This is a genomic window from Pseudomonas sp. TMW22091 (assembly GCF_022496705.1).
Lineage (GTDB): Bacteria > Pseudomonadota > Gammaproteobacteria > Pseudomonadales > Pseudomonadaceae > Aquipseudomonas > Aquipseudomonas saxonica.
In genome coordinates, this window is record NZ_SCFI01000015.1 from 40262 (window position 1) to 62507 (window position 22246).

Below are 22246 nucleotides of genomic sequence, written 5' to 3' on the forward strand. Positions count from 1 at the left end.
GCTGCCCTCCAACTGTGATCTGGATTATTCAAGCACAGAGGGATCACGGCGAATTTCGTCGCGGGCCATGGCTTCCCACAAAAAGGGAAACCCATTCACATCGGTGCGCTTGCCAGTGGCGAGCGCAACCTGGTCGGGCAACGGGGAGCCTGCGCCGAGCGCCTCGACATGCCACGCCAGACGGCTACGCCATTCCAGCGTGATCGCACGTAAATGCGCCTGACGGATACCGTTAGCCACTACCAGCACGCCGTGGTTGGCAAGCAAGGCCCATTTATTTGAACCAAGTGCATCCACGACGGCGCGACCCAATTCGCAGTCTTCAACCGTGCCGCGATATTCGTCATAGAGCACAGGGTCCGTGTCAACCAAAGCGGATGTCTGGTCGTAGATAGGCGGAATGCGCCCGGCCGCCGACCACACCGACCCCCAACGGGGATGATTGTGAATCACCACGTGAACATCAGATCGCGCAGCATGCAAATCCATATGCAAGTTGATGGCCGGGGTGATGTTCCACTCACCCTCAATCACCTTGCCCTCATCATCGAGGCGCACGATATCCGAAGCGGTCACCTCTCCCCAGGTCAACTCCCATGGGTTGGCCAAGTAAGTGCCGTCGTCCTGGCGAACTGTGATGTGACCGGCGATGTGGTCGTTATAGCCCTCGCGGAACAACACCCGACACAGTAATGCCACTGTTTGCTGTGGTGTCAGTTCGGGCAGCAGCGCATTGCGCCCCGGTTTGGGTGTGAATCGAGCCAACAAGTCTTGGTTCAGCGTATCTTGCAACATAGATGTTCCCCCTGATCCCCCCACACATGTGGGTGATAAACCAATCAATGAATCACGCGTGGAAGTTCTCGCGAGCGAATACTGAGGCGCGCTGCATGCGGCGCTGGTGAGGTTGATAATCCAATACGGCGTTGTGAAGCACGCTACGGTTATCCCAGATCACCATGTCACCGACAGTCCAGCGGTGGCGAAAGCCAAAATGAACCTGCTGGCAATGGGCGTGCAAGTAGGCGAGAACCGCATCGCTTTCAGGAATGACGAGGCCGTCGATATGGGTGGTATACGTCGGGCTCAAATACAGCGCCTTGCGACCTGAAACCGGGTGTTTAATCACCAGTGGATGCAAGTGCCTACGGTTCATGTTGAGCACTTCAAGATAACGTTCGTGAGTGACAACGTTCTGGCGCAACGCTGCGGTCATTGGCCCGTTCATATCGTGCCAGGCACTCAGGCCGTCGAGGTACTGTTTCATGCGCTCTGACAGTGCGTCGTACGCAGTGGTCATACTGATCCAACAAGTGTCGCCACCCATCGGCGGCAAGATTTGCGCATGCGTCATGGTGACGATTGGCGGGCTGGGTAGAAAGCTCTCGTCGTGGTGCCACATATCGGCACGATCACCCAGCCTGGAGTCGATCACGGTGATTTGTTCAAAGCCTTCGCCCAAGTTGGGGTAGAAGGTGTGCACTTCAGGTTCACCAAAATGCTTAGCAATCGCCAGGTGTTGCTCTGGCCGAAGTGTGGGGACGTGCAGCACAAGGGCTTCATGTTTAACCAGTGCGACCTCAAGCGCCGCTAGCGTCTCTGGCAAAAATACTGAAGCGGGATCCAGATCAAGCACTTCGGCGCCCACGCTTGGACCAAGGGGCCGGACGATGAAAGGTGACGACATGGGCAATCTCCCGGAAGGTTTGGAAAAACCGATCTTATAGAGCGCATCACTGTGCGTTTAGACGTTGTCTGATCGACGAAAATGATCATACTCACGTGGTCAAGGTTCAGATAGTCGCATTCCAGAAGCCCCCAAGAACCTTCATAAGCCATTGATTTAATTTATATATATTCAATATTTGGTGCGGCGATAAACGCATCACTCGGATTCTTATGAACAAGAAAGGCGGCGAAATTAAAATGGGCCAAAAGTCTTCGCCGGAGCAGCTTCCCGCATTACGCAAACGTCCGAGTCAATCACGCTCTCGCGCACTGGTGGACGCTGTGGAACAGGCGTGCCTGCGGATTCTGGATGAAACAGGCGAAGAATCGCTGACCGTCGCCCGCATCGCGGAACTATCAGGGGTCGCCGTCGGCTCGATCTACCAATACTTCCCCAACAAGGACGCAATTGTTGCCTTGTTGTACGAGCGTGTTCTCGACGAGGAATCTGAGGAACTACTGAGGGTGCGTGAAGGGCTGATGGGGATGCCTTTGAAATCAGCGCTGCGGGATATTCTGGCCAACATCATTCGGGTTGAAATGCGGCTGTTCAAACTGAACAAGGCCTTTCACTTGCGTTACCACTCAGCACTTCACCTGGGCAAGTGGCGCGGCCCTTACCAAACCACAGGTGAATTCATCGAAGCGACCTGGCTGCCGCTCTTGCAGATGTACGAGCATGAGATCACCACCGATCACCCGGCCCTGGCGGCTTATTTACTCGGACAGGGGTTGCGCAGTGTGATCCGCTCGGTGATGGAAGATATTCCGGGGCAAATGGAGTCCTCAGCATTACTCGATAGCCTGGTCGCCATGGCTATCGGTTGCTTGCGTCCGTCTCAATGACTCGACACAACGATTAACGTACGAAGATTTCCGGTTTCTCTATTCGCCTCCTCAGGGGCGAATGAACGCCTGTCAGCGAATCTGATGCTTATGCAGCAAGCGATAAAACGTGGGTCGTGACACGCCCAGTACCTTGGCCGCCATGCTCAAGTTGCGGCTGTAGCGATGCAATACATCGCACAAGGCCTGACGCTCGGCCCGGTCTTTGTAATCGGCAAGCGTACCGATTGATTCTGTGGATTGCTGGGTGCAGGCCAACCCCAGATCGGCAGCCTCAATCTGCCGTCCCTGCGCCTGTGCCAGCCCCTGACGCACCCGATTTGCCAATTCTCTGACGTTGCCCGGCCAGTCGTGGATGCCCATTGCCATTAATGCGTCCTTACTGAAGGTACGTGGGCGGCGGCCTACCTCCAGACTGTAAAAACGGGAGAAATGGTTAGCCAGAATCTCCAGATCGCCATGCCGGTCACGCAATGGCGCGACCTTCACCTGCAACACATTGAGCCGATAGTACAAATCGGCCCGAAAACGACCGTTGTTGATTTCAGCTTCCAGGTCTGCAGAGGTCGCTGCCAACACCCGCACATCAATAGGGATCGGATGGTTGCTGCTCACCCGCCAAATCTGTTTTTCAAGCAAAAAGCGCCACAAGCTGGATTGCAGCTCCGGGGTCAACTCATCAATTTCGTCGAGGAACAACGTGCCGCCATTGGCGGCTTCGATCAGCCCGATCTTGCGCGCCAGGCCACTGAACGGCCCTGCGTCATGGCCGAACAGCTGCGTCTCAAGCAGGTGTTGTGGCACCACCGCGCAGTTGATGGCGACAAACGGCTGATCATGGCGTCGGGATTGATGATGCAAGGTCAAGGCCACACGTTTTTTGCCGGTGCCTGTTTCCCCTTCAATCAATACAGGGGACTCAGCGCTGGCGTATTTACCCAGCAGCGTGCGCAAGTCCTGCATCGCGTGGCTTTCACCGAGTAACTGATGGTCGGGGATGTTGACCGGGGGCGCGCTCTGAGTGCGCAGGTGCACCATGCCGCTGGTTCGGCCGAGGGTAACCGCCAACCTCTGCACATCAAAAGGCAAGGTGTGAAAATCATAAAACCATTCACATACGAAGTTGCCTACATTGCTGATTGCCAGATCATCAGGGCTGACCACCGCAATCCATTCGATGCCGCTGAGTCTGATCATTTCTTTGACGGCTTCGGGTCGTATCAGGTGCAGGGGCTCAAGCCGGATTAAACCCACGTCACAAGAATGATCATTTGCGGTGGCCAAGCTGGCAAATTCCATCTCCCAGCCCAGTGATTGCAATTCGGGCATTATGTTGTGACATTCTTTATGAGGATCAATGACTAACAGTCGGCGCGAAGAGGGCGTTGCGAGCATGTCATTTCCTTGGCGCCAAAAAATAAAAGATTATTTAAATCAGCATCTTGCTGACAGCAATCTTAACAGTAGCAAAATATTGACACTTTCTTGGATTAAATATTTATAAGCGTTATAGCGAATTGAAAGGTGCATAAAATCCGAGCCCATGATTCGAGGCCCCATAAAAAATTGATTTAAATCACCCTCAAGCAGAACGCTTTAAAAAAAATCAGAAAGTGTGTGACCTGAGTACGGTCTGGAGTCATCAGTACAAGTAACCAACCGCAAGGAACGCCCAACCTGCGGTTAATCACTTGATGGGCACACTTGAGAGCACACCCTATGAACGCCCCGCTCCGTTTCAACGAAGCACTTTTGATTGCCGGCCACGCCTTTGAACCTTTTCAATGCGTCGCCTGGGCTGCCCAGGATGGCCACGGTGAATTGAGCCTGACGGTCATTGACCGCATCAGTAACCGCATTGGCCGCAAACAAATTCCGCGCAGTGCCTGCGCCGATGCCGCCCAACTGGAAGACTTGTTGACTCAAGCCCGCAACGAGCTGAGCAATGAAGGCTATACCTTGCAACCTTGGGTCATGCCGGCGTGATGCTGTTTTTGTCCTGCTGGCAGCGAGCAAGGTTCGCTTCTAGCAGGACACTGTTTCATCGATGTGCAGGTAATCAATCGCCAGTTCAGTGGCCATCTGCCGCGATTTTCCCAGCCGTATCGGCCCCCGCTCGATATCGATCAAAAGCCCTGGACACTCCAACACCGGCAGTGTCGTCCACGCTTTCAAACGGCCGTCGGTCACCAGCAAAAAGCGCTGCTGTTCTTGCGGTAAATGCTTGCGGCGCAACCTCAACCATCCCGCTACGTCTTCCAGTGCTTGCAACAACGGCGTGCCGCCACCGGCGCCTAGCGTGGTGAGCCAGTCGCCCAGCATTTTCGATGCCTTGGCGCCGCTGACGTGCCATTGCGGGCTGTTGCCACTGGCTTGCAACACCGCCACGCGAACGCGTTGACGATAAGCGTCCTCAAACAACTGCACCAACAAGCCCTTGGCATCGCTCAATGCCTGATGACGACGGGTTGAGGCCGAAGCATCAACCACCACCACCCACAATTCTTGCGCGGCGCTTTTACGGGTTTTGAATGCCAGATCGTCCACCTGACGCGGGCGTCCGCGCAGCAAAGTCTGCACCCAGTCGACGGCGCCTTCGCCAGCACTGCGGCTGGCCCCCAGCTTGCCGTGAGAATGTTGACCCGCCCAGGGTTTGGCATCCGCCCCCACACGGGGGTGAGGACGAATGCCTACGGCTTTTTTGGCCAGCTCGGCACTTCACGTCGCACGCCCATATTTTGCGGTTGCGCGGGCATTTCGCCCCACTGACCTTGCCCCGATGCTGAAGAGGTGCCGGTAGCCGGTGGAGGCGATTGCGGCTGTTCAGCTGGCGCTGCTGGCCTGCTGTTTTCGCGGCGGCGATGACGCAAGGCGAACTCGGCAACCGCCTCAATATCGTCTTCAGTGATTGTCTGTGCCCCCCGCCAGGCTGCATGGGCGCGAGCGGCCCGCAACCAGACCAGATCAGCACGCATGCCGTCTACGCCTGCCGCGAAGCACCGCTCGGTAATCAACGCCAACGATTGCTCATCCAGTTCGATGCCTTGTAAACGTTCACGTGCTTGCTGGCAGCGTTCAGCCAACGCGGCTTGCTCGGGCGCCCACTGTGCGCAAAAGGCGTGCGGGTCGGCATCAAACTGCAAACGACGGCGAATGATAGCGGCACGTTCTGCCGGTGGCGGCTGCCCGATCATGGCGACGTTAAGGCCAAAACGGTCCAACAGCTGTGGGCGCAGCTCGCCTTCTTCAGGGTTCATGGTGCCAATCAAGACAAAGCGCGCCGTATGGCGATGTGAAATGCCATCGCGTTCGACCACGTTTGTACCGCTGGCGGCTACATCCAGCAGCAGATCAACCAAGTGGTCAGCCAGCAAGTTGACTTCATCGACATACAGCACGCCGCCGTCTGCTTTGGCCAGCACGCCAGGTGAGAACTGCGCTTTGCCTTGGCCAAGCGCTGCGTCCAGATCAAGGGTGCCAATCAAGCGCTCTTCGGTTGCGCCCAGCGGCAAGGTGACGAACTGGCCGCTGGCGAGTAAGTCTGCGAGGCCCCTGGCCAGCGTGGACTTGGCCATGCCGCGCGGCCCCTCAATCAGCACACCGCCGATTTTCGGGTCAATCGCGGTCAAGCACAGCGCAAGCTTTAAATCGTCGGCGCCGACTACCGCGGATAACGGGAAATGCGGGATGTCAGTCATTTGGATGTTCCGAAAATGGTTTAAATCGCCTCCCCTCACCCTAGCCCTCTCCCGGAGGGAGAGGGAACCGATGGGGGAATATTGAAGATTTATGCTAGGTCAGTCCCCTCTCCCTCTGGGAGAGGGCTAGGGTGAGGGCCGGCCGTAACCTCAATCTTCCTCTATATCGAGCAAAAGATTCTCAAGCGCCTCTTTATACTCCCCCGGCTCACTCCACAGTCCACGCTGCTGGGCTTCGAGCATTCGTTCAGTCATATCACGCAACGCATGCGGGTTGTGCTGCTGAACAAACTCACGCGTTTGCGGATCGAGCAAATAGGCATCGGCCAGCAACGCGTATTGGTGGTCATCGATCAAATGGGTGGTGGCATCAAAGGCAAACAGGTTGTCCAGCGTCGCCGCCATTTCAAAGGCGCCTTTGTAGCCGTGGCGCTTAACCCCGTCAATCCACTTGGGATTGGCCGCCCTTGAACGAATCACCCGGTTCAATTCTTCTTTCAGCGTACGGATTTTGGGCAAGTCCGGCTGGCTGTGATCGCCGTGATAGCTGGCCGCCTGTTCACCGCTCAAGCTTTCGACCGCTGCCAGCATGCCACCCTGAAACTGGTAGTAATCGTTGGAGTCGAGCAAGTCGTGCTCACGGTTATCCTGATTTTGCACCACGGCCTGCACCTGACTCAGGCGCTGAGCAAACTGGCCACGGGCGGCGGTGCCTTCATCACTGGCGCCATAGGCATACCCGCCCCAGTTCAGATACACCTCGGCAAGATCATCTCGACTCTGCCACAACCGGCCATCAATTGCGTTTTGCACGCCCGCGCCATAGGCACCGGGTTTTGCCCCGAAAATGCGCCATCCCGCCTGACGTGCCGCCAGTTCCGGGCTCAGTCCTTCGCTTTCAAGTTGCGCACGCTCGCTGCGTACTTTCGCCGCCAGCGGGTTCAACTCGTCCGGTTCATCCAGCGCTGCCACCGCTTGCACCGCGGCATCGAACAAACGGATCAGATTGGCAAACGCGTCCCTGAAGAACCCGGACACGCGCAAGGTCACATCCACTCGCGGTCGATCCAGCAAGCTGACCGGCAAGATCTCGAAGTCATCGACCCGTTGACTGCCCGTCGCCCACACCGGGCGTACGCCCATCAAGGCCATCGCCTGAGCGATATCATCGCCGCCGGTGCGCATGGTTGCAGTGCCCCACACCGACAGGCCGAGCTGGCGCAGGTGGTCGCCGTGATCCTGCAAATGGCGTTCGAGAATCAGGTTGGCCGACTGAAAGCCAATCCGCCAGGCCGTGGTCGTGGGCAAATTGCGCACGTCCACAGAAAAGAAGTTACGCCCGGTGGGCAATACGTCGAGCCGACCGCGACTGGGCGCACCGCTAGGGCCCGCAGGCACAAAACGGCCGCTCAAGGCATCCAGCAAACCCTGCATTTCCGCCGGGCCGCAGGCATCCAGACGAGGTGCAACCACCGTCAGCAAAGCGTCAAAAATCGAGCGAACATCCGCCCATTCATCGCTGTCAGGAAGTTGCAGTTCACCCAGCAACGCTTGTTCGATCAACTGCGCGGCGTACAACTCAAGGCGTTCACGGCAGTCCCCGGCGGTGCGCCACAACGAGTCGCAAACGGCTTGCAGCTCGGGTGGTTGTCGCGCTGTCCAGGGTTCGGCCAACGCACAGTCAAGCGGGTCAAAGCCCAGTTCAAAGGCTTTGGCCAGCGCGCGCAATACACTCGACTGCGCTCCCCGGCCATCGCCCCGCGGAATACGCAACAGGGCCAGCAAGGTGTCTATGCGCAAACGCCCGGCAGGTGATTCACCGAAGATATGCAGACCGTCACGGATTTGTGATTCCTTGAGATCACACAAATAGGTGTCCAGCCGAGGCAGCCAGATAGCCGCATCGGCGTCACTGTCGAGTTGTTCGTCAAGTTGCAGTTCGCGGTCGATTCGGGTTTCACGTACCAGATTGAGAATGTCGCGCTGCAATTCACGGGCACGGCGCGGGTCCAGCAGTTGTGCTTCGTAATATTCGTCGGCCAGCAGTTCAAGGTCACGCAAAGGCCCGTAGGTTTCAGCCCGGGTCAGTGGCGGCATCAGGTGATCGATAATCACCGCTTGCGTGCGACGCTTGGCTTGCGCACCTTCGCCGGGGTCGTTGACGATAAACGGATAAACGTTGGGCATCGGCCCAAGGATTGCGTCCGGCCAACAGTGCTCAGACAACCCGACGCCCTTGCCCGGCAACCATTCGAGATTGCCGTGCTTACCCACATGCACCACTGCATGAGCGCCGTAGGTGTGACGCAACCAGAAATAAAACGCCAGATAAGCATGCGGCGGCACCAGATCCGGATCGTGATACACCGCGCTGGCATCGACCTGATACCCCCGTGCCGGTTGAATTCCGACAAAGGTCAGGCCAAAACGCAGACCGGCAATCATCATGCGCCCGTTCCGGAACATCGGATCCTTGTGCGGCTCACCCCAACGCTCGGTCACCGCCTGCCGATTGGCCTCGGGCAAGGCATTAAACATCGCCTGGTACTCATCAAGCCCCAGACTTTGCAGGCACGGACGCAGATCGAGGTTGTCCAGATCGTTGCTTACCCCACCCAGCAACTGCGCTATCAACTCGGTGCCGCTGTCTGGCAACGGGCAATCAAGCGGGTAACCTTCCATTTGCAATGCCCGCAAGATATTCAGTGCTGCGGCTGGCGTGTCCAGACCGACGCCATTGCCAATGCGGCCATCACGGGTCGGGTAATTGGCCAGAATCAGGGCGATGCGCTTGTCTGCATTGGCCACCCGGGCCAGCTCGACCCAGCGCCGCGCCAATTCAGCGACAAAATCCATGCGTTCCGGTTGCGCTCGATAGCACACCACGTCCGACTGACTGCGCTCACTGCGCCAGGCCAAATCCTTGAAGCTGATCGGGCGGCTGATGATCCGCCCGTCCAGCTCAGGCAGCGCAATGTGCATGGCCAAGTCTCGGGGGCCGAGGCCCTGCTCACTGTCACGCCAGCCGGGTTCGTTATCCTGAGCGCAAATGGCTTGAATCACCGGAATATTGCGCCGGAACGGACGCAGGTGCGGCGCCTCCGGGCTGGACTGCGCAAAGCCGGTGGTATTCAGAATGACACCCGCGTCCACCTCATCCAGCAGGTCCTGGACCACGGCCAAACAGCCCGGTTCTTTGAGGCTGGCGACAGCAATTGGCAAGGGATTGAGTCCCGCTGCCTGCAAACGCTGGCAAAACACATCGACAAACGCGGTGTTGGCCGCTTGCAAGTGAGAGCGATAGAACAACACTGCGGCCACGGGTTGCCCGGCCAGCCAGTCGGCTTGCCAATGGGTGAGCTGCGGGCTGGAATGGGCCGGGTGGTAGATCGCGGTACGCGGCAGGGTCTGTGGTTCGTCCCACGTATAGTCACGCCCCAACCATTGGCTGGCCAGGCAGCGATAGAGTTGCAACGCGTTATGCCGCCCGCCCTGACGCAAAAAATGCCAAAGCCGTTCGCCCTGTTCGGCCGGCACGGTGCTCAGACCGCTGAGTTCCGGGTCGGGACGATCATCGCCCGGTACCAGAATCAACGTAACGCCGCGTTCCGCCAGCTGCACGAGGCGCTCAATGCCATAGCGCCAGTAGCCAATACCACCGTGCAATGACAGCAGTATCACCTTGGCGTGTTGCAGCACCTGATCGACATAAAGGTCGACCGAGGCATGGTTTTGCACCTGCATGGGGTTGGCCAAACGCAGGCTTGGATAATCTTCAGGCAACTGCTGCGCCGCTTCGGCCAGCAGTGCCAGGCTTGAATCGCCACTGCACAGGATCACCAGCTCGGCGGGTGTCTGGCCTAAATCGGCAATGTTATCGTCCGATACAAAGCCACCGGGCTGAGTCCTGAGCAAATGCATGGCTTATACGCTCAACGCTGTACGCAAGGTGGATTCGAGCAATGCGGCGTCAAGGTCTTGACCGATCAATACCAGCTTGGTGTTGCGCGCCTCATCGGCGCCCCAGGCACGGTCGAAGTGTTTGTCAAAACGTGTGCCCACGCCCTGAATCAGCAACCGCATCGGCTTGCCCGGGATCGCGGCGAAACCCTTGACCCGCAGAATGCCGTGCTTAACCACCAGCGCGGTCAAGGCGTCCATCAACAGGCGCTCTTCGGCTTGCGGCAGTTCGATGGAGATGGAATCAAACGCATCGTGGTCGTGATCGTCGTGGTCATCATCGCCATCGTGATGATGGTCATGGTGGCTGTGACGGCCATCAATATGGTCTTCAGAACCCGCGCCCAGCCCCAGCAATACATCCAGTGGCAAGCGACCGCTGCTGGCCTCAATGATTTTAACCGCCGGTGGCAGTTCTTCAGCGACTTCGGCGCGCACCTTGGCCAGGTCTTCAGGGCTGATCAGATCGGCCTTGTTGAGGATCACCAGGTCAGCACTGGCCAGTTGGTCAGCAAACAGTTCGTGCAGAGGCGATTCGTGGTCAAGATTTGGGTCAAGTTTGCGCTGGGCATCGACTTGATCCGGGAAGGCCGCGAATGTACCGGCCGCCACGGCCGGGCTGTCGACCACGGTGATCACGGCATCTACCGTGCAGGCGCTGCGGATTTCCGGCCACTGGAAGGCTTGCACCAAAGGTTTTGGCAGGGCCAGGCCAGAGGTTTCGATCAGGATATGGTCGATATCCCCACGGCGGGCAACCAGCTCGCGCATCACCGGGAAGAACTCTTCCTGCACGGTGCAGCACAAGCAACCGTTGGCCAGTTCATAGACCCGACCGTTGGCCTCTTCTTCGGTACAACCGATGGAGCATTGCTTGAGGATTTCACCGTCGATGCCCAACTCGCCGAATTCATTGACGATCACGGCAATGCGACGGCCTTGAGCGTTGTCCAGCATATGGCGCAGCAAGGTGGTTTTGCCCGAGCCGAGAAAGCCGGTGACGATCGTGACGGGAGTTTTGGCCAGTGTTTTCATCGGATGCCCTTTGGCAAAGCGGCGGGCATACGGGACGACATCGCGGGCCTGGGCACACGGGTTTTCGCCACCGGATCACCCCGCCCGGTTGAAGTAAAAATCTGTCACGAGGCAGGTCTCCTGGCTTACGGCTGGGCGTCAGCCAAAGGCTGAGCCCTACTCTGCGCCTTCCCGCGTATGACGCAGTGGCATTGCACAGTAATCGACCGTTTACAGTTGCGGGGGCAGCCGCGGCATACCGCGTTCCCTTCTTAGCTTCGCAGTGCGAAGAACCTCGAAAGCGCAAGGCTACGCAGTGCCATGTAACAGGTCAATGCCAGTCGGTATCGAGGGGCGCGTTGTGTTCTAATTGCCGCCTTTTTTCGTCCTCTGCGCTTCAAGGATCTGTCCATGCCGTCCACCCCGCAAACCCGCGTCCTGATCATTGGCTACGTGTGGCCCGAACCACGCTCCTCGGCGGCGGGTGGGCACATGATGCAGATTATCGAGAGCTTTTTGCAGGAAGGCTGGCACATCACCTTCAGCAGCCCGGCAGGGATTGGTGAACACAAGGCCGATCTGGCCACACTGGGCATCGATGAAGTGAACATCGAGCTGAATAACAGCAGCTTTGACGCTTTTATCACTGAACTGGCCCCCGACATCGTGCTGTTCGACCGTTTCATGATGGAAGAGCAGTTTGGCTGGAGGGTCGAGAAACACTGCCCGGGTGCATTGCGCGTGCTTGAAACCTCCGACCTGCAAAGCCTGCGTGACGCCCGCCAGCAACAGCTCAAGGCACGGCTCAAGCACAATCCCGAGCAAGATGACTTCAGCAGCCTGTTCGCCCCGGCCCCCCGCGAAACCTATGAGCACATAGCGGATGCGGATCTGGCCCAGCGAGAAGTGGCCGCGATTTACCGCAGCGACCTCAACCTGATGATTTCCGAGTACGAAATCGACTTGCTGGTGGAGCACTTCAACGTCCCCAAAGCATTGTTGCACTGGTGCCCGCTGATGGTCGACCACGTGCCGCAGACCTACGTGCCCTATGAACAGCGTCAGCACTTCCTGAGTATTGGCAACTTCCGCCACGCGCCGAACTGGGACGCGGTGTTATGGATGAAGACCCATATCTGGCCCTTGATTCGCCAGCAACTGCCCACCGCGCAACTGCATGTCTATGGTGCCTACACCCCACCCAAAGCCACCGCCCTGCACAACCCGGCCCAAGGGTTTCACGTGCTCAACTGGGCCGAAGATGCGCTGGCCGTCATGAGTAACGCCCGCGTTTGCATGGCGCCGTTGCGGTTTGGCGCAGGGATCAAAGGCAAAATTGCCGATGCCATGCTCTGCGGCACACCCAATGTGACCACGCCGGTCGGCGCTGAAGGCATGCACGGCGACTTGCCGTGGGCCGGGGCCATTGAACAGAGCGCCAGCGCGATTGCTGCCGCCGCGGTTGACCTCTACCAAAACCCGCAGGCCTGGCAGCAGGCCCAACAACACGGGCAGAAGCTGCTGGCTGAGCGGTACTTGCAGTCGAGCCACGGCCCGGCGCTGGTTGAACGCATCAAAGCCTGCCGCGCCGAGCTTGAACAGCACCGGCGCAACAACTTCACCGGGGCCATGCTGCGACACCACCAGCATAAAAGTACGCAATACATGTCGCAGTGGATCGAAGCCAAAAACCGCCTTCAGGATTGATCCCAGATGTGCAGCAACACTTGAGTGAAGGAAGGCTCAAGCACGCGGTTTCCATTACCGCTGAGATGATTGGAGTCGAAAAACATCGGCTTGCCCAATGGATCAAAGGCCGAACACTGAGTACCCGGGCACAGCAAAGGGAATGGGTCCCAGACTGTCAGGCCCGGATGCTCACGCGTTAACGCCGCCAAAAGCTTCATTTGCGCTTCACGTAAACGTAAAAGAGGTTCACGTCCTACCGTCATGCCTTGAGAGCACACCGGATTCATGCGGTTGAACCAGTCAGAACAGCGATTGGGCGGTGATTTGAACAGGGGTTTTGGCGCATCTATCAGGACATGTACATTGATGGCCTCTAACCTTGCCAAATCGGCTTCAGCAGAAGTTTTTGCGGCGGCAAGCCTCGCAGGGGTTTGCTCCTTCAGCATCTGACTGATGACCGCGGTCTGGCCAAGGGCCCAGTCCCGGTCTTGCAGTTCCGGCATCCGCAGTGACGCCAAAAAAACAATGTCTCCCGGCTTGGCCCGGGCTTCAATATCCTTGAAGTCCGCTTCACGACCGCGGGCACAGTTGGCCGGGTCGGCATCCTGCAGGGTCACCACACCACAGCCGCCCTGCTCGTACACCACCACTTTAATGCCCAGCTTGATGGCGACATTATTGAGCAGAGTGCGATAGGCCGATGCATGGGAATCCCCAATCACAAACAGCTGACGCCCACGCACCCGGGCGTCATTTATTCTGTTAAAGGGCTCTCGCGGGTAATGCTTATAGGCATACCAGGTATAGGTGTCGCGGGTCTGGCTCAAGGACAGCCGCTCTGTGTTATGCGTGACCCAAAACGCGCTGCCGCCGAACAGGACAAGGGTGCACAGGGCAAGCCCGAAAGTCCGCCACGGCGTGCGCAACCAGAGACAGCTGGCAGTGCGCACGGGTAGCTCGATCCAGTGATAAGACACTGCGGCCAGTACAAAAACCACCAACGGATAAAGGAGTTGAACAACAACAAGCTGCGTCCCGGTGGTCCATCTCAATAACACGAGCACGGGCCAGTGCCACAGATAAAGTGAGAAAGACAAGCGTCCCATATACGTCAACCACGGCACTTGCAGCAGGCGCTGCAGGGTCGAGGTGTACTCGGGTGCAGGCAGTGCAAGCCCGGCTATCGTCAACACCGCGCCCAATACCGTGACAATGGCCATCGGGAATGGAAAATGAAGGGGTGTGGCCAATATAAAACCGCTGGCAAGCAAGCCCAGCCCGCACAGCAGCATGGCATTGACGATACCACTGGAGCGCAGCGTGCCGCGCCAGGCTTCAATCCCTTGATAAAGCATGGCCCCGGCGGCCAGCTCCCAAAAACGGCCGGGCAACAGATAAAAGGCTGAATGCGCGTCTGCCGGGGTCTGGATGGCACAGATGATGAGAGAGGCAATGGCCAGAGCCGGTAGAAGAGTCCACACCACAGGCGTCTTATTTCTATAGCGAAGCCACAGGAAAAACAGCACGGGGAACACCACATAGAACTGTTCCTCAACGCCAAGTGACCATGTGTGTGTATAAGGGTTGAGCTCGGTGCCCGGCGAAAAGTAAGCATTGCCATGGCGGGCCAGCACCACGTTGCTGATACCCGCAAAGACAGCGAACCCTGTGTAGTTAATCTGGTCGCTGAGCCAGAACTGCGGCATAAACAGCGCTGACAGCACGAAACTGGTCAACAGCATGACCAGTAACGCAGGCAATATGCGCAGGCAGCGCCTGCGGTAAAAGTCGCGCAGATACTCGCCGAATTTCAAATGCCTGCGCTCTGCAAGCGACTGGCTGATGACATAACCGGAGATGACAAAAAAAAGATCAACGCCGGTAAAGCCGCCCGGCAGGAAATCGAGGAAGCCGGCGTGAAACACGATGACTGCAAGCACCGCGATGGCACGCAGCCCGTCTATTGCCGGCACATAAGTCACAGAGGTACGTTGCATAAGATGTTTTCCGTTTTTCAATGCGGATACGGAAAACGAAAGCTATGCCTTTTTTTGAATCAGCACCGTCATTAGGGTCTGATTAGTTTGTAGGAGATAAGTCAAACTGCTCGCCGGCGCCGCAGTAGGTAGGTATCCATCATCCAGCCTTTGCGCTGACGGCCTTGCTCACGGGCTGTTTTGATCGCTTCACACACGTCCGCCAACTTGCCGGCAATCAGGATTTCATCGTCGGTGCCATTTGATTAAGCACTGCATAGATTCGGTCTTGTCCGTCATCGCGTGTGCGTGATGCCAGATTCCAAAGGCTTTGCCCTAGCTCTGTAACCGTCCAGGCAAACCTTCCTGACACCGTCGCTTGAGTTGATTGTGTCCACCTTTTGTGCGGACGCAATTACCCTTAACGTCAGGATCGCCATGCGTGCCGGTACCGAGAGCAGCGGTCGAGTGATATTGCGCAGCTGCTGCCACATAAGTGGCAACCGGTTTAGTTACGCAATGCGTGATGCTCGGACGGATAGCCCCCTACTTCACCAACGTCAACTCACCATCGCGATAAAGCACCTCACACCCTAACCACGCCACATCTACTTGAGGCAGTATCGCTGAAGGTTTTCGCAACTCGCGCAACAACGTCGAGCCGTGGGACAAGCGCCCGCCCATCCGCGCAATCACCGCCCGCGCCGCTTGGTAGTGTGCATGTTGCCCCGGATCGAGGGTGTCTTCGAGTAAAATGTCGTCGCCCAGAACCCCTTGCACCTGCCCCGGATAGATCATGAAACCGGTGGCTTGTTCGGTGCCTTCGCGACCGTCCTGCCAGAAGCTGCCGTCGCGGCTGCGAATGTCTGGATGAGGCGCAAACCAATGCGCTCGATCCGCCATCGGCATGGCGTGGTGCAGGCGAAAAAAGATCCGCATCAGGTTGTCGCGATACCATTCGCGCACTTGAAGGTAGTAACCACGCAGGCCCGGCAAGCCGGCCGAATGGGCTAAGCGGATAAACCCCGGCCATTGGGGGAAGGCCTGTAATGGCAGATCCGTTGGGGCCGGGCGCGGCTTGGCCGGATCGGTTTCCCAGGGCAGTCGATGCGGGCTGTTATCAAGGTCGTCATAAGCCGTCGGCGGCCGGCCCAGCAGGTCGCCGCCGCTGCTGGCCAGTGAGGTGGCGATGCACAAGTTGCCTTGCACCACGAACACATAAAACCGGGTGAACCAGTCGGCCAGTTGTTGGCCGTCAGCGCCTTGGGCGATCAGCTCGGACAGTTCATCGTCAAAACGGCGCAAGCGCTTTTCTAACGTCAGCAAATGCCCGCGCGCGATACGCTGCATACGCAGGAACAACGGCAGCGAGCGCAGCATTCGCAGCGGTCGCCAAGGTAGATGCGGGGTCGCGCCGCCGACTTCACCGGCGTAGCTGCTGGCAGAGATCCCCCAGTCGGCCAATCGGGCGAGAAACAGATCATTGTTGATGTACGACGCGCCGTCAAACACAGCGGTGAACGGTTCGTTATCCTGCAACACCCGCGAATCCCAACGCGCCATGATCGCCGGAATACTCGCCGCCGCACGTCGCTGGGCGTACTCCACGAAAACGCTCGGTTGTGGTGGCAGGATTTCTGCGATGTTGGCGGCCGTCAGGTGACGACGCCAACCGTAGTCGCTGATCGGCCGGTATTGCAACAGCCACAGCTTCGTACCGTCCCAGGCCCATTCAACGTCGCCAGGCACATAGTGAAAGACCCGCAAAACGTCTTGCAGAAAGCGCCACAACAGGTCAGCGGTCAAGCCGAGTGAAGGCTTGAAGGTGTCGCTGCTCCAGGAGGCGCCGAGGCGGGAAATGATTGCACGCTCGGGACTCACCTGACCATCGGCCAGTGACTCAAGATGCCCTTGCACCCATTCCAGTTCCACCGACAGGTGACGAACGAAAGCGATGCCGGACAGCTGCGGTGTGATGAAACGCTGCACCACCACTTCTTCAACACCCGCGGCGCTCAATTCGGTAATACGAGCCGGCACGTTCGAAGTCGATTCTCGCAGGAACGTAGTGCTCAAACCCGCATTCGCCGCATCGGCCTGATCCTCGCCGTAACTGGAGGAACGCACCGCCCACGTGACGCCCGGTTGGCTGGCGAGGAACGCCGGCAAGCGTGAATCATCGCAGTCATTGAGTGACAGCGCGGGCGGCACCGCTTGCCCGGCCAACTCGGCCAGACGCAACCGACCACCCTTGGTGTGAGCGACGAATCCGCATTCACCCGACTCCAGCCACTCAGCGAACTCGGCCGGCGAATCGATCCATGGGTAATGCCCCCAACCGGTTTTCAGGCTGATAGTCAGATCAGCGCGAGCCAGAATCGCCGACCAAGCGGCAGCCTGCTCGATGCCCAGCACATTGTCCTGATCGCCCCAGACCAACTCGACCGGATCGGTGATCCACTCCAGCAATGGCAACGCGGTGTCCGCCCGCACCAGGTCCCAGTGCGGCACAAATGCGCGGCAGCGTGCATAGCCGGCGCCCATGCGCTGGTACTGCGCGGGCGTCCAGGTCTGGTTGGAAAACTTGTGCGCAAACAGCGCGGACTTGTTCGACAGCAGCCAGTGAATGGTTTTGCGAATGGGCAGCGGCGACATCAATGCCGGCAGCCGTCGTTGCCACAAAAACGCCCCCACCGGCGCCAACAAAACACTGCGGCAAAAGTGACCCGGCTCACGTTGTAGCGCATGCAACACCAGCAACGCATTCACCCCGACCGCCATGATCGCGCTGCCTTTGACGGTCGCCGTCACCAGGGCCTGAGCGTAGGCGGCAAGGTCTTCACACGGGGCTTGAGGATTATTGCCGAAGCCTGGTAGTTCCAGTGGTACCACCTGATAGCGCTGAAAGTGCGGCAACGCGTCATCCCACCAATCGGCGGCACCACCGTTGCCGGCCAGCAGGTACATCAGGGGCTTGCTCATGGGTTGTCCTCAAGCTAGATCGCGCAGGGCAGCGTCGAGGGTCGGGTAACGGAACGTGTAACCCGCCTCGGTCAGACGGCTGGGCACAACGCGCTGACCGTCGAAGAACAACTGCGCCATTTCTCCGGCCAGTGCGCGTACCGGCGTGGCCGGAATGTGGAACCACACCGGGCGCTTCAAGACTTTACCGACACGCTCGGCGAACACCGCCTGACTGACCGCGTCCGGCGCCACCAAGTTGTAGGTGCCGCTCAGGTTGTCGTCGGCGAATGCGCGGGCGATCACTTGAATCACATCATCGCGGTGCACCCAGCTCATGATCTGTTGGCCATCGCCCATCCGCCCGCCAAACCCCAGGCGGAACGGAATCAGCAACGGCAACAACGCGCCGCCGGGGCCGAACACCACCCCCAGACGCAGCACCACCTGACGCACGCCGAATTCGATGGCCGGTTGCGCGGCGGCTTCCCATTTTGCGCACAACTCAGCCATGAATCCGTCACCCTTGCTGGCGCGTTCATCAAGACTTTCGCTAGCATCGCGCACGCCGTAAAAACCAATGGCCGAGGCCTGAACCCACAGCGCCGGTTTACGCCGGACGTTCTTCAGCCAGTTGATCAATGTTTCAGTGGTGTTAACCCGACTGGCGATCAGTTGCGCCTGGCGCTTGGCACTCCAGCGTGGCCCCGCCACCGGCGCACCGGCCAAATTGATCACCACGTCGAAGGTTTCGTTGTAGCCCAGTTTGCTCAGCGAACGCAGGCACCGGGCGCGGCCATCAAACAGGTACGCCGCTTTCAGCGGATCGCGAGCCAGCACGCTGACGGTGTGACCGGCGTCGAGCAATTGATTGACCAGCATTTCACCGATAAACCCGGTGCCACCGGTCACCAGCACGCGCTTATAAGCGCCGCCCGCGAACGGGTTCGACGGCTTGCCTTCGCGCTGCATGCGCAGCGCCGCCAATCCATCGCGAATGCCCGAGGCCGTCACGCCGACAGCGAACAACGTCAGCAACCAGCCGCGCCAGCCGAAATCGATCGCGCTCAGGCCCGTCGGCAGACTCGCCCACTGCGCCAGTTGCACCCCGTACAAGGCAAAAAACGCCCCGCCATTCACCGCCAGCACGGTGTGCATGATCCGCTCGATGGCTGGCAGTTTGCGGCTGCGATCCTCGACCACGAAATCCCACAGAGTCAGGCCGATCTCCAGTGCGAACAGCAACGCAATCACAATCGCCCACGCACCCTGAAACGCCAGATGCGCCATTCCCAGAAACAGAATCCCGTAGAAACACGACCGCAGTGCGTGGATCGACAACTCCAGCCGAGCGCTGTGCCGATAAGGCAACGCGACAGTGAGTTCGTGGTGATAGAGGGTATCCAGCGCCCCGAGAATGGCTTGGGCAATAAGCAGCGCGACCGCCCAATCCAGGAGAGAAAAATCAGACATGGTTGGCGTCACTCGGCGTGTTGTTTGAAGGGGCGGTGCGGCGGTCATGGCGATAGAGCCAGATCAGCGGCGGCAGCAGGGTGAGCAGCGCGAGGCTGTCGAACCACAGGTGTGACCAGACACGAGCCTGGGCGGAGACCCACATGTCTTGCGGCGCCCACAGCACGATGCCGGCGATTAACCAGCCCCAGGCCATGGGACTTCTCAGTCGATGGCCCATGCGCACGAGGGCGAGCATGTAGAGGGAGTAGCTTTGCAGCGTGGCGCCGAATAAGGCGACCCACCAGACTTGTTGGGCGCGGGCGGCGATGGGGACGGCGTCGATTGCCCAGAAGACTTGTTCGATGGTTTGTAGGTAACCGTCGAGTAACCCCGAATGGCCGGCCCAGGTCAGCGCGAGGCTGACTAGTAGATGCACTAGGGCCGCGGCGTACAACCAAAGTACTAGTGCAGAGCGAAGGGCGTTTGATGGGGCTGGCATACCGTTTCCTAAGTGTAAGGGCTTGCGATCGAAAACGGCCGTGCTCGCAATCAACGCGATTTTCGACTCAGATTAACTGCAACTGACGCTACCCGTGATCTCACATTAATCGGGTCGGTTCCAGCTGGGGGCGAAATGGCTCCCTATGCGGTCAGCTCGCTGCAGAAGGACACAAGGACTGCATGATCGGCTATTGATTTTATCCCAAGTGCACTTTTCAAAATGGAGTGGTACGGATAGTGAAGACCACAGTTTATGTAAATTCTCACCTACGAAATAGATAGAGCACACATAAGGTAACCATTAGGCACACCGTCATAAAAAACACCCCATAAAGCGTTAACTTAAGCCCGCCAGGTATACCCCTATAGTCATTAACATCAAGTGTGCCACGTTTTATAAAGACCGGGCTACACACCACAATGACCGAGGCCGCGACGATAAATAAACCCTTCCCAAAGTAGCCGCCCGCATCAAGCTTTAACCGAGATTGTATTGATTCACTGTGCTTGAAGATGCCAGCTATATGATTAATCTGAGTGCTGCCTAGATAAACACACAGAAAACCCCAGGCACACAATACGACAAGGGTTGCGACCACAATCGTTAATCGAATGACACCCATTGTTGACCAGTCCACGAGCAAGAAAGCGGAATAGGTCATCAAAGCCCAAATAAAACCTCCACCCACTCTATTAAGCAGGAGCAACCTTTTTCTAAGATCCTGTGGGAAACGAGCAATATCCTCAGCGCTAACCCCTCCATCGGGAAGATACAAACCAGGCGTTTTAATAACGCCCACTATTGCACCGAGCACAAATAGTCGCCCCCATGGCCCACTATTTTTGAAAGATGCCCTAATCATCACAGCAGGCGAATTTTGAAAATAACCCAACAGTGCATCAAGTTTTGTATAAGCCACATAAAGCGCGATCACAAGGAAAGTCATATAGCCCGTAAAAATCAACAGTCCTGTACACAAAATCAAAATATTCTCAGGGCTTGCACTCATTGCACTAACTCGAAAATCATATCGCCAATTTCCTCACCCGCCTTTCCGCCGACCACTCCTGCACCTAAAGATCCTGCAGCAACTACCACAAGCGCACACACTACACCCCCTACTCCTACAGTCGACGCACCTAATCCAACACAGATAGCACCTGTAGTAGATGCGGTCAGCGCACTCCCCATCGCGAAACCACCCGCAACTCCACCGGCGAAGCCACCTGCCTCGGTGTATTTAACTTTCTTGCATGCCTGAGCTTCACCCGCCGCACACACATCCTGAACCTTCATGACTGATGCGCCTCCACCAATCGCGGTCCCGATCCAGCCACCGTACTTCACATACTTGGCAGCCCGAGACACGCCTTCAATATGCGTTGCATATCCGGGAATTTGATCTGCTCCGCCTGCCAACGTCCAGCGATGAACCAGGCTGCGGCTGGAAATGCCCAGCGCACTTTTGAGATTAGGGTGGTCAGGGAACCCGATACTTTTGCGGGTCAGAGCGGTGAGATTCGTATTGAGCTGTGACAGCAAACGCTTACGTTCGGCAAAGAACTCAGCGGTTCTTAGGCCACCACTCGCTTCAAATGTCCTTACATGCAGCGCTTCAATATCCTTCATTAGCTGTTTCACATCGTCCAGGTTTTTGGCAAACATCGCCTCGCCCATGCCGATGGACGTCGACGCATGAGCAAAAAAGGATTCGAACTCTTCACGGTGCTTCACCATAAAGTCAGCTTCTTCCGGGCTGAGTTCTTTGATAGCGTTATTAGTTTTGGCAGCAGCCTGCATCAAGATGGCTTCTTCTCGGGTGCAGTGCAGGTTATTCGGATCGCTTAATACGATCAGGGTCCCCGCGTTGATGTTGCCAAGGTTCGGATTTAAGGCCTCAAACTTACTCATTACGGTAGGATCTTGGGCCGCGAACAATGCCGCTTTCAATTGTTCGCCCGTGGTGCTTTTCATGACGATATAGAAGCCGGGTTCTTCGGGGTGTGGCCTGGGTTTTTGTCTGAGAACAGGCTCTGTTTTCGGGGGCGTCGGTTTCTCAGGCTCAACAGCAACATGAGAACTTGCTGGCCAGCCCCGACCCGTGATGTGGTAATACTTATTGAAGGTGTCTTCACTCAACGGACTAAAAGGATCATCCGTCACCAACAAGAACGTACCTTCTTCGACGGCCTCTACTATGTCTTGATCGGTGAGCGGCCGGCCGCTTGGCCACGTGGTGTCAATGTCAAATAAGCTCAGCGTGCTGAAAGGTGATCTTAAGGCGCTTTCAACCTTGGACCGGGCAAAAAAAGGAGACTCAATCCGGTGTAAGCCAATACCCAGCCGTTCGCGATCATCTCGACGAATAAGTCGCATGTACATAGCGTACGTTCCTTAACGATAAGTAAGCCGATATC

Annotated in this window: 16 protein-coding genes, 1 pseudogene and 1 riboswitch; of the genes and pseudogenes, 3 read left to right on the top strand and 14 right to left on the bottom strand. The window is 57.5% G+C overall.

Annotated features, from left to right (window positions below; all coding sequences use genetic code 11):
• Positions 1-24 precede the first annotated feature (24 nt).
• Both EQV93_RS20845 and EQV93_RS20850 read right to left on the bottom strand, forming a co-directional pair.
• Positions 25-795, bottom strand: a complete 771-nt coding sequence (locus EQV93_RS20845; protein WP_122782122.1) for a class II aldolase/adducin family protein — start codon at positions 793-795, stop codon at positions 25-27.
• Positions 796-847: 52 nt separating this feature from the next.
• Positions 848-1687, bottom strand: a complete 840-nt coding sequence (locus EQV93_RS20850) for a TauD/TfdA dioxygenase family protein (RefSeq protein ID WP_122782123.1) — start codon at positions 1685-1687, stop codon at positions 848-850.
• A 212-nt stretch (positions 1688-1899) separates the two neighbouring features.
• Between EQV93_RS20850 and EQV93_RS20855 the strand changes: the two genes are divergently transcribed.
• Positions 1900-2574 (top strand): TetR/AcrR family transcriptional regulator, encoded by a 675-nt coding sequence (locus tag EQV93_RS20855; protein WP_122782124.1) that lies wholly within the window; start codon positions 1900-1902, stop codon positions 2572-2574.
• A 72-nt stretch (positions 2575-2646) separates the two neighbouring features.
• On the opposite strand, the gene EQV93_RS20860 is transcribed toward EQV93_RS20855, so the two are convergent.
• Positions 2647-3969 (bottom strand): sigma-54-dependent transcriptional regulator, encoded by a 1323-nt coding sequence (locus EQV93_RS20860; protein WP_240892364.1) that lies wholly within the window; start codon positions 3967-3969, stop codon positions 2647-2649.
• A 324-nt stretch (positions 3970-4293) separates the two neighbouring features.
• Here EQV93_RS20860 and EQV93_RS20865 point away from each other — a divergent pair, with 324 nt between their 5' ends.
• On the top strand, positions 4294-4560 hold the full coding sequence (locus EQV93_RS20865) for a hypothetical protein (protein ID WP_122782126.1): 267 nt from the start codon (positions 4294-4296) through the stop codon (positions 4558-4560).
• A 39-nt stretch (positions 4561-4599) separates the two neighbouring features.
• On the opposite strand, the gene EQV93_RS20870 is transcribed toward EQV93_RS20865, so the two are convergent.
• The 4 genes from EQV93_RS20870 to cobW form a co-directional block, all read right to left on the bottom strand.
• Positions 4600-5244, bottom strand: a complete 645-nt coding sequence (locus EQV93_RS20870) for a vWA domain-containing protein (protein WP_240892365.1) — start codon at positions 5242-5244, stop codon at positions 4600-4602.
• A gap of 20 nt (positions 5245-5264) precedes the next feature.
• Positions 5265-6272, bottom strand: a complete 1008-nt coding sequence (locus EQV93_RS20875) for an ATP-binding protein (RefSeq protein ID WP_240892366.1) — start codon at positions 6270-6272, stop codon at positions 5265-5267.
• A 150-nt stretch (positions 6273-6422) separates the two neighbouring features.
• Complete coding sequence (cobN, locus tag EQV93_RS20880) at positions 6423-10193, bottom strand: cobaltochelatase subunit CobN (protein WP_240892367.1); 3771 nt, start codon at positions 10191-10193, stop codon at positions 6423-6425.
• Between the two features lie 3 nt (positions 10194-10196).
• Complete coding sequence (gene cobW, locus EQV93_RS20885) at positions 10197-11267, bottom strand: cobalamin biosynthesis protein CobW (protein WP_146387646.1); 1071 nt, start codon at positions 11265-11267, stop codon at positions 10197-10199.
• Positions 11268-11360: 93 nt separating this feature from the next.
• Positions 11361-11559, bottom strand: a riboswitch (cobalamin riboswitch).
• Between the two features lie 98 nt (positions 11560-11657).
• On the opposite strand from cobW, the gene EQV93_RS20890 reads away from it, so the two are divergent.
• Positions 11658-12953 (top strand): glycosyltransferase, encoded by a 1296-nt coding sequence (locus EQV93_RS20890; protein ID WP_240892368.1) that lies wholly within the window; start codon positions 11658-11660, stop codon positions 12951-12953.
• Here the strand turns inward: EQV93_RS20890 and EQV93_RS20895 are convergent.
• The 7 genes and pseudogenes from EQV93_RS20895 to EQV93_RS20925 form a co-directional block, all read right to left on the bottom strand.
• Positions 12944-14932, bottom strand: a complete 1989-nt coding sequence (locus EQV93_RS20895; RefSeq protein ID WP_240892369.1) for an acyltransferase family protein — start codon at positions 14930-14932, stop codon at positions 12944-12946. The two genes, EQV93_RS20890 and EQV93_RS20895, sit on opposite strands and share 10 nt — an antisense overlap.
• 101 nt (positions 14933-15033) lie before the next feature.
• Positions 15034-15171: pseudogene (locus EQV93_RS20900) on the bottom strand (precorrin-6A synthase (deacetylating)); the annotation flags it as partial.
• A gap of 286 nt (positions 15172-15457) precedes the next feature.
• On the bottom strand, positions 15458-17893 hold the full coding sequence (locus tag EQV93_RS20905) for a PEP-utilizing enzyme (RefSeq protein WP_240892370.1): 2436 nt from the start codon (positions 17891-17893) through the stop codon (positions 15458-15460).
• Positions 17894-17902: 9 nt separating this feature from the next.
• Positions 17903-19345, bottom strand: a complete 1443-nt coding sequence (locus EQV93_RS20910) for a TIGR01777 family oxidoreductase (protein ID WP_240892371.1) — start codon at positions 19343-19345, stop codon at positions 17903-17905.
• Entirely contained in the window at positions 19338-19826 is a 489-nt protein-coding gene (locus tag EQV93_RS20915; RefSeq protein ID WP_240892372.1) for a cell division protein, read from the bottom strand. Before EQV93_RS20915 ends, EQV93_RS20910 begins: the two co-directional genes overlap by 8 nt.
• Before the next feature lie 265 nt (positions 19827-20091).
• Positions 20092-20838 (bottom strand): hypothetical protein, encoded by a 747-nt coding sequence (locus EQV93_RS20920; RefSeq protein ID WP_240892373.1) that lies wholly within the window; start codon positions 20836-20838, stop codon positions 20092-20094.
• A complete protein-coding gene (locus tag EQV93_RS20925) occupies positions 20835-22211 on the bottom strand; it encodes a hypothetical protein (protein WP_240892374.1) in 1377 nt (458 codons plus the stop codon). The genes EQV93_RS20920 and EQV93_RS20925 overlap by 4 nt, the downstream gene beginning before the upstream one ends.
• Between the last annotated feature and the right edge of the window lie 35 nt (positions 22212-22246).

Bases quoted from the DNA above. Each gene is read 5' to 3' on its own strand.
- EQV93_RS20845 (WP_122782122.1), bottom strand. From the start codon at position 795: ATGTTGCAAGATACGCTGAACCAAGACTTGTTGGCTCGATTCACACCC.
- EQV93_RS20850 (WP_122782123.1), bottom strand. From the start codon at position 1,687: ATGTCGTCACCTTTCATCGTCCGGCCCCTTGGTCCAAGCGTGGGCGCC.
- EQV93_RS20855 (WP_122782124.1), top strand. From the start codon at position 1,900: ATGAACAAGAAAGGCGGCGAAATTAAAATGGGCCAAAAGTCTTCGCCG.
- EQV93_RS20860 (WP_240892364.1), bottom strand. From the start codon at position 3,969: ATGCTCGCAACGCCCTCTTCGCGCCGACTGTTAGTCATTGATCCTCAT.
- EQV93_RS20865 (WP_122782126.1), top strand. From the start codon at position 4,294: ATGAACGCCCCGCTCCGTTTCAACGAAGCACTTTTGATTGCCGGCCAC.
- EQV93_RS20875 (WP_240892366.1), bottom strand. From the start codon at position 6,272: ATGACTGACATCCCGCATTTCCCGTTATCCGCGGTAGTCGGCGCCGAC.
- cobN (WP_240892367.1), bottom strand. From the start codon at position 10,193: ATGCATTTGCTCAGGACTCAGCCCGGTGGCTTTGTATCGGACGATAAC.
- cobW (WP_146387646.1), bottom strand. From the start codon at position 11,267: ATGAAAACACTGGCCAAAACTCCCGTCACGATCGTCACCGGCTTTCTC.
- EQV93_RS20890 (WP_240892368.1), top strand. From the start codon at position 11,658: ATGCCGTCCACCCCGCAAACCCGCGTCCTGATCATTGGCTACGTGTGG.
- EQV93_RS20895 (WP_240892369.1), bottom strand. From the start codon at position 14,932: ATGCAACGTACCTCTGTGACTTATGTGCCGGCAATAGACGGGCTGCGT.
- EQV93_RS20905 (WP_240892370.1), bottom strand. From the start codon at position 17,893: ATGAGCAAGCCCCTGATGTACCTGCTGGCCGGCAACGGTGGTGCCGCC.
- EQV93_RS20910 (WP_240892371.1), bottom strand. From the start codon at position 19,345: ATGTCTGATTTTTCTCTCCTGGATTGGGCGGTCGCGCTGCTTATTGCC.
- EQV93_RS20915 (WP_240892372.1), bottom strand. From the start codon at position 19,826: ATGCCAGCCCCATCAAACGCCCTTCGCTCTGCACTAGTACTTTGGTTG.
- EQV93_RS20920 (WP_240892373.1), bottom strand. From the start codon at position 20,838: ATGAGTGCAAGCCCTGAGAATATTTTGATTTTGTGTACAGGACTGTTG.
- EQV93_RS20925 (WP_240892374.1), bottom strand. From the start codon at position 22,211: ATGTACATGCGACTTATTCGTCGAGATGATCGCGAACGGCTGGGTATT.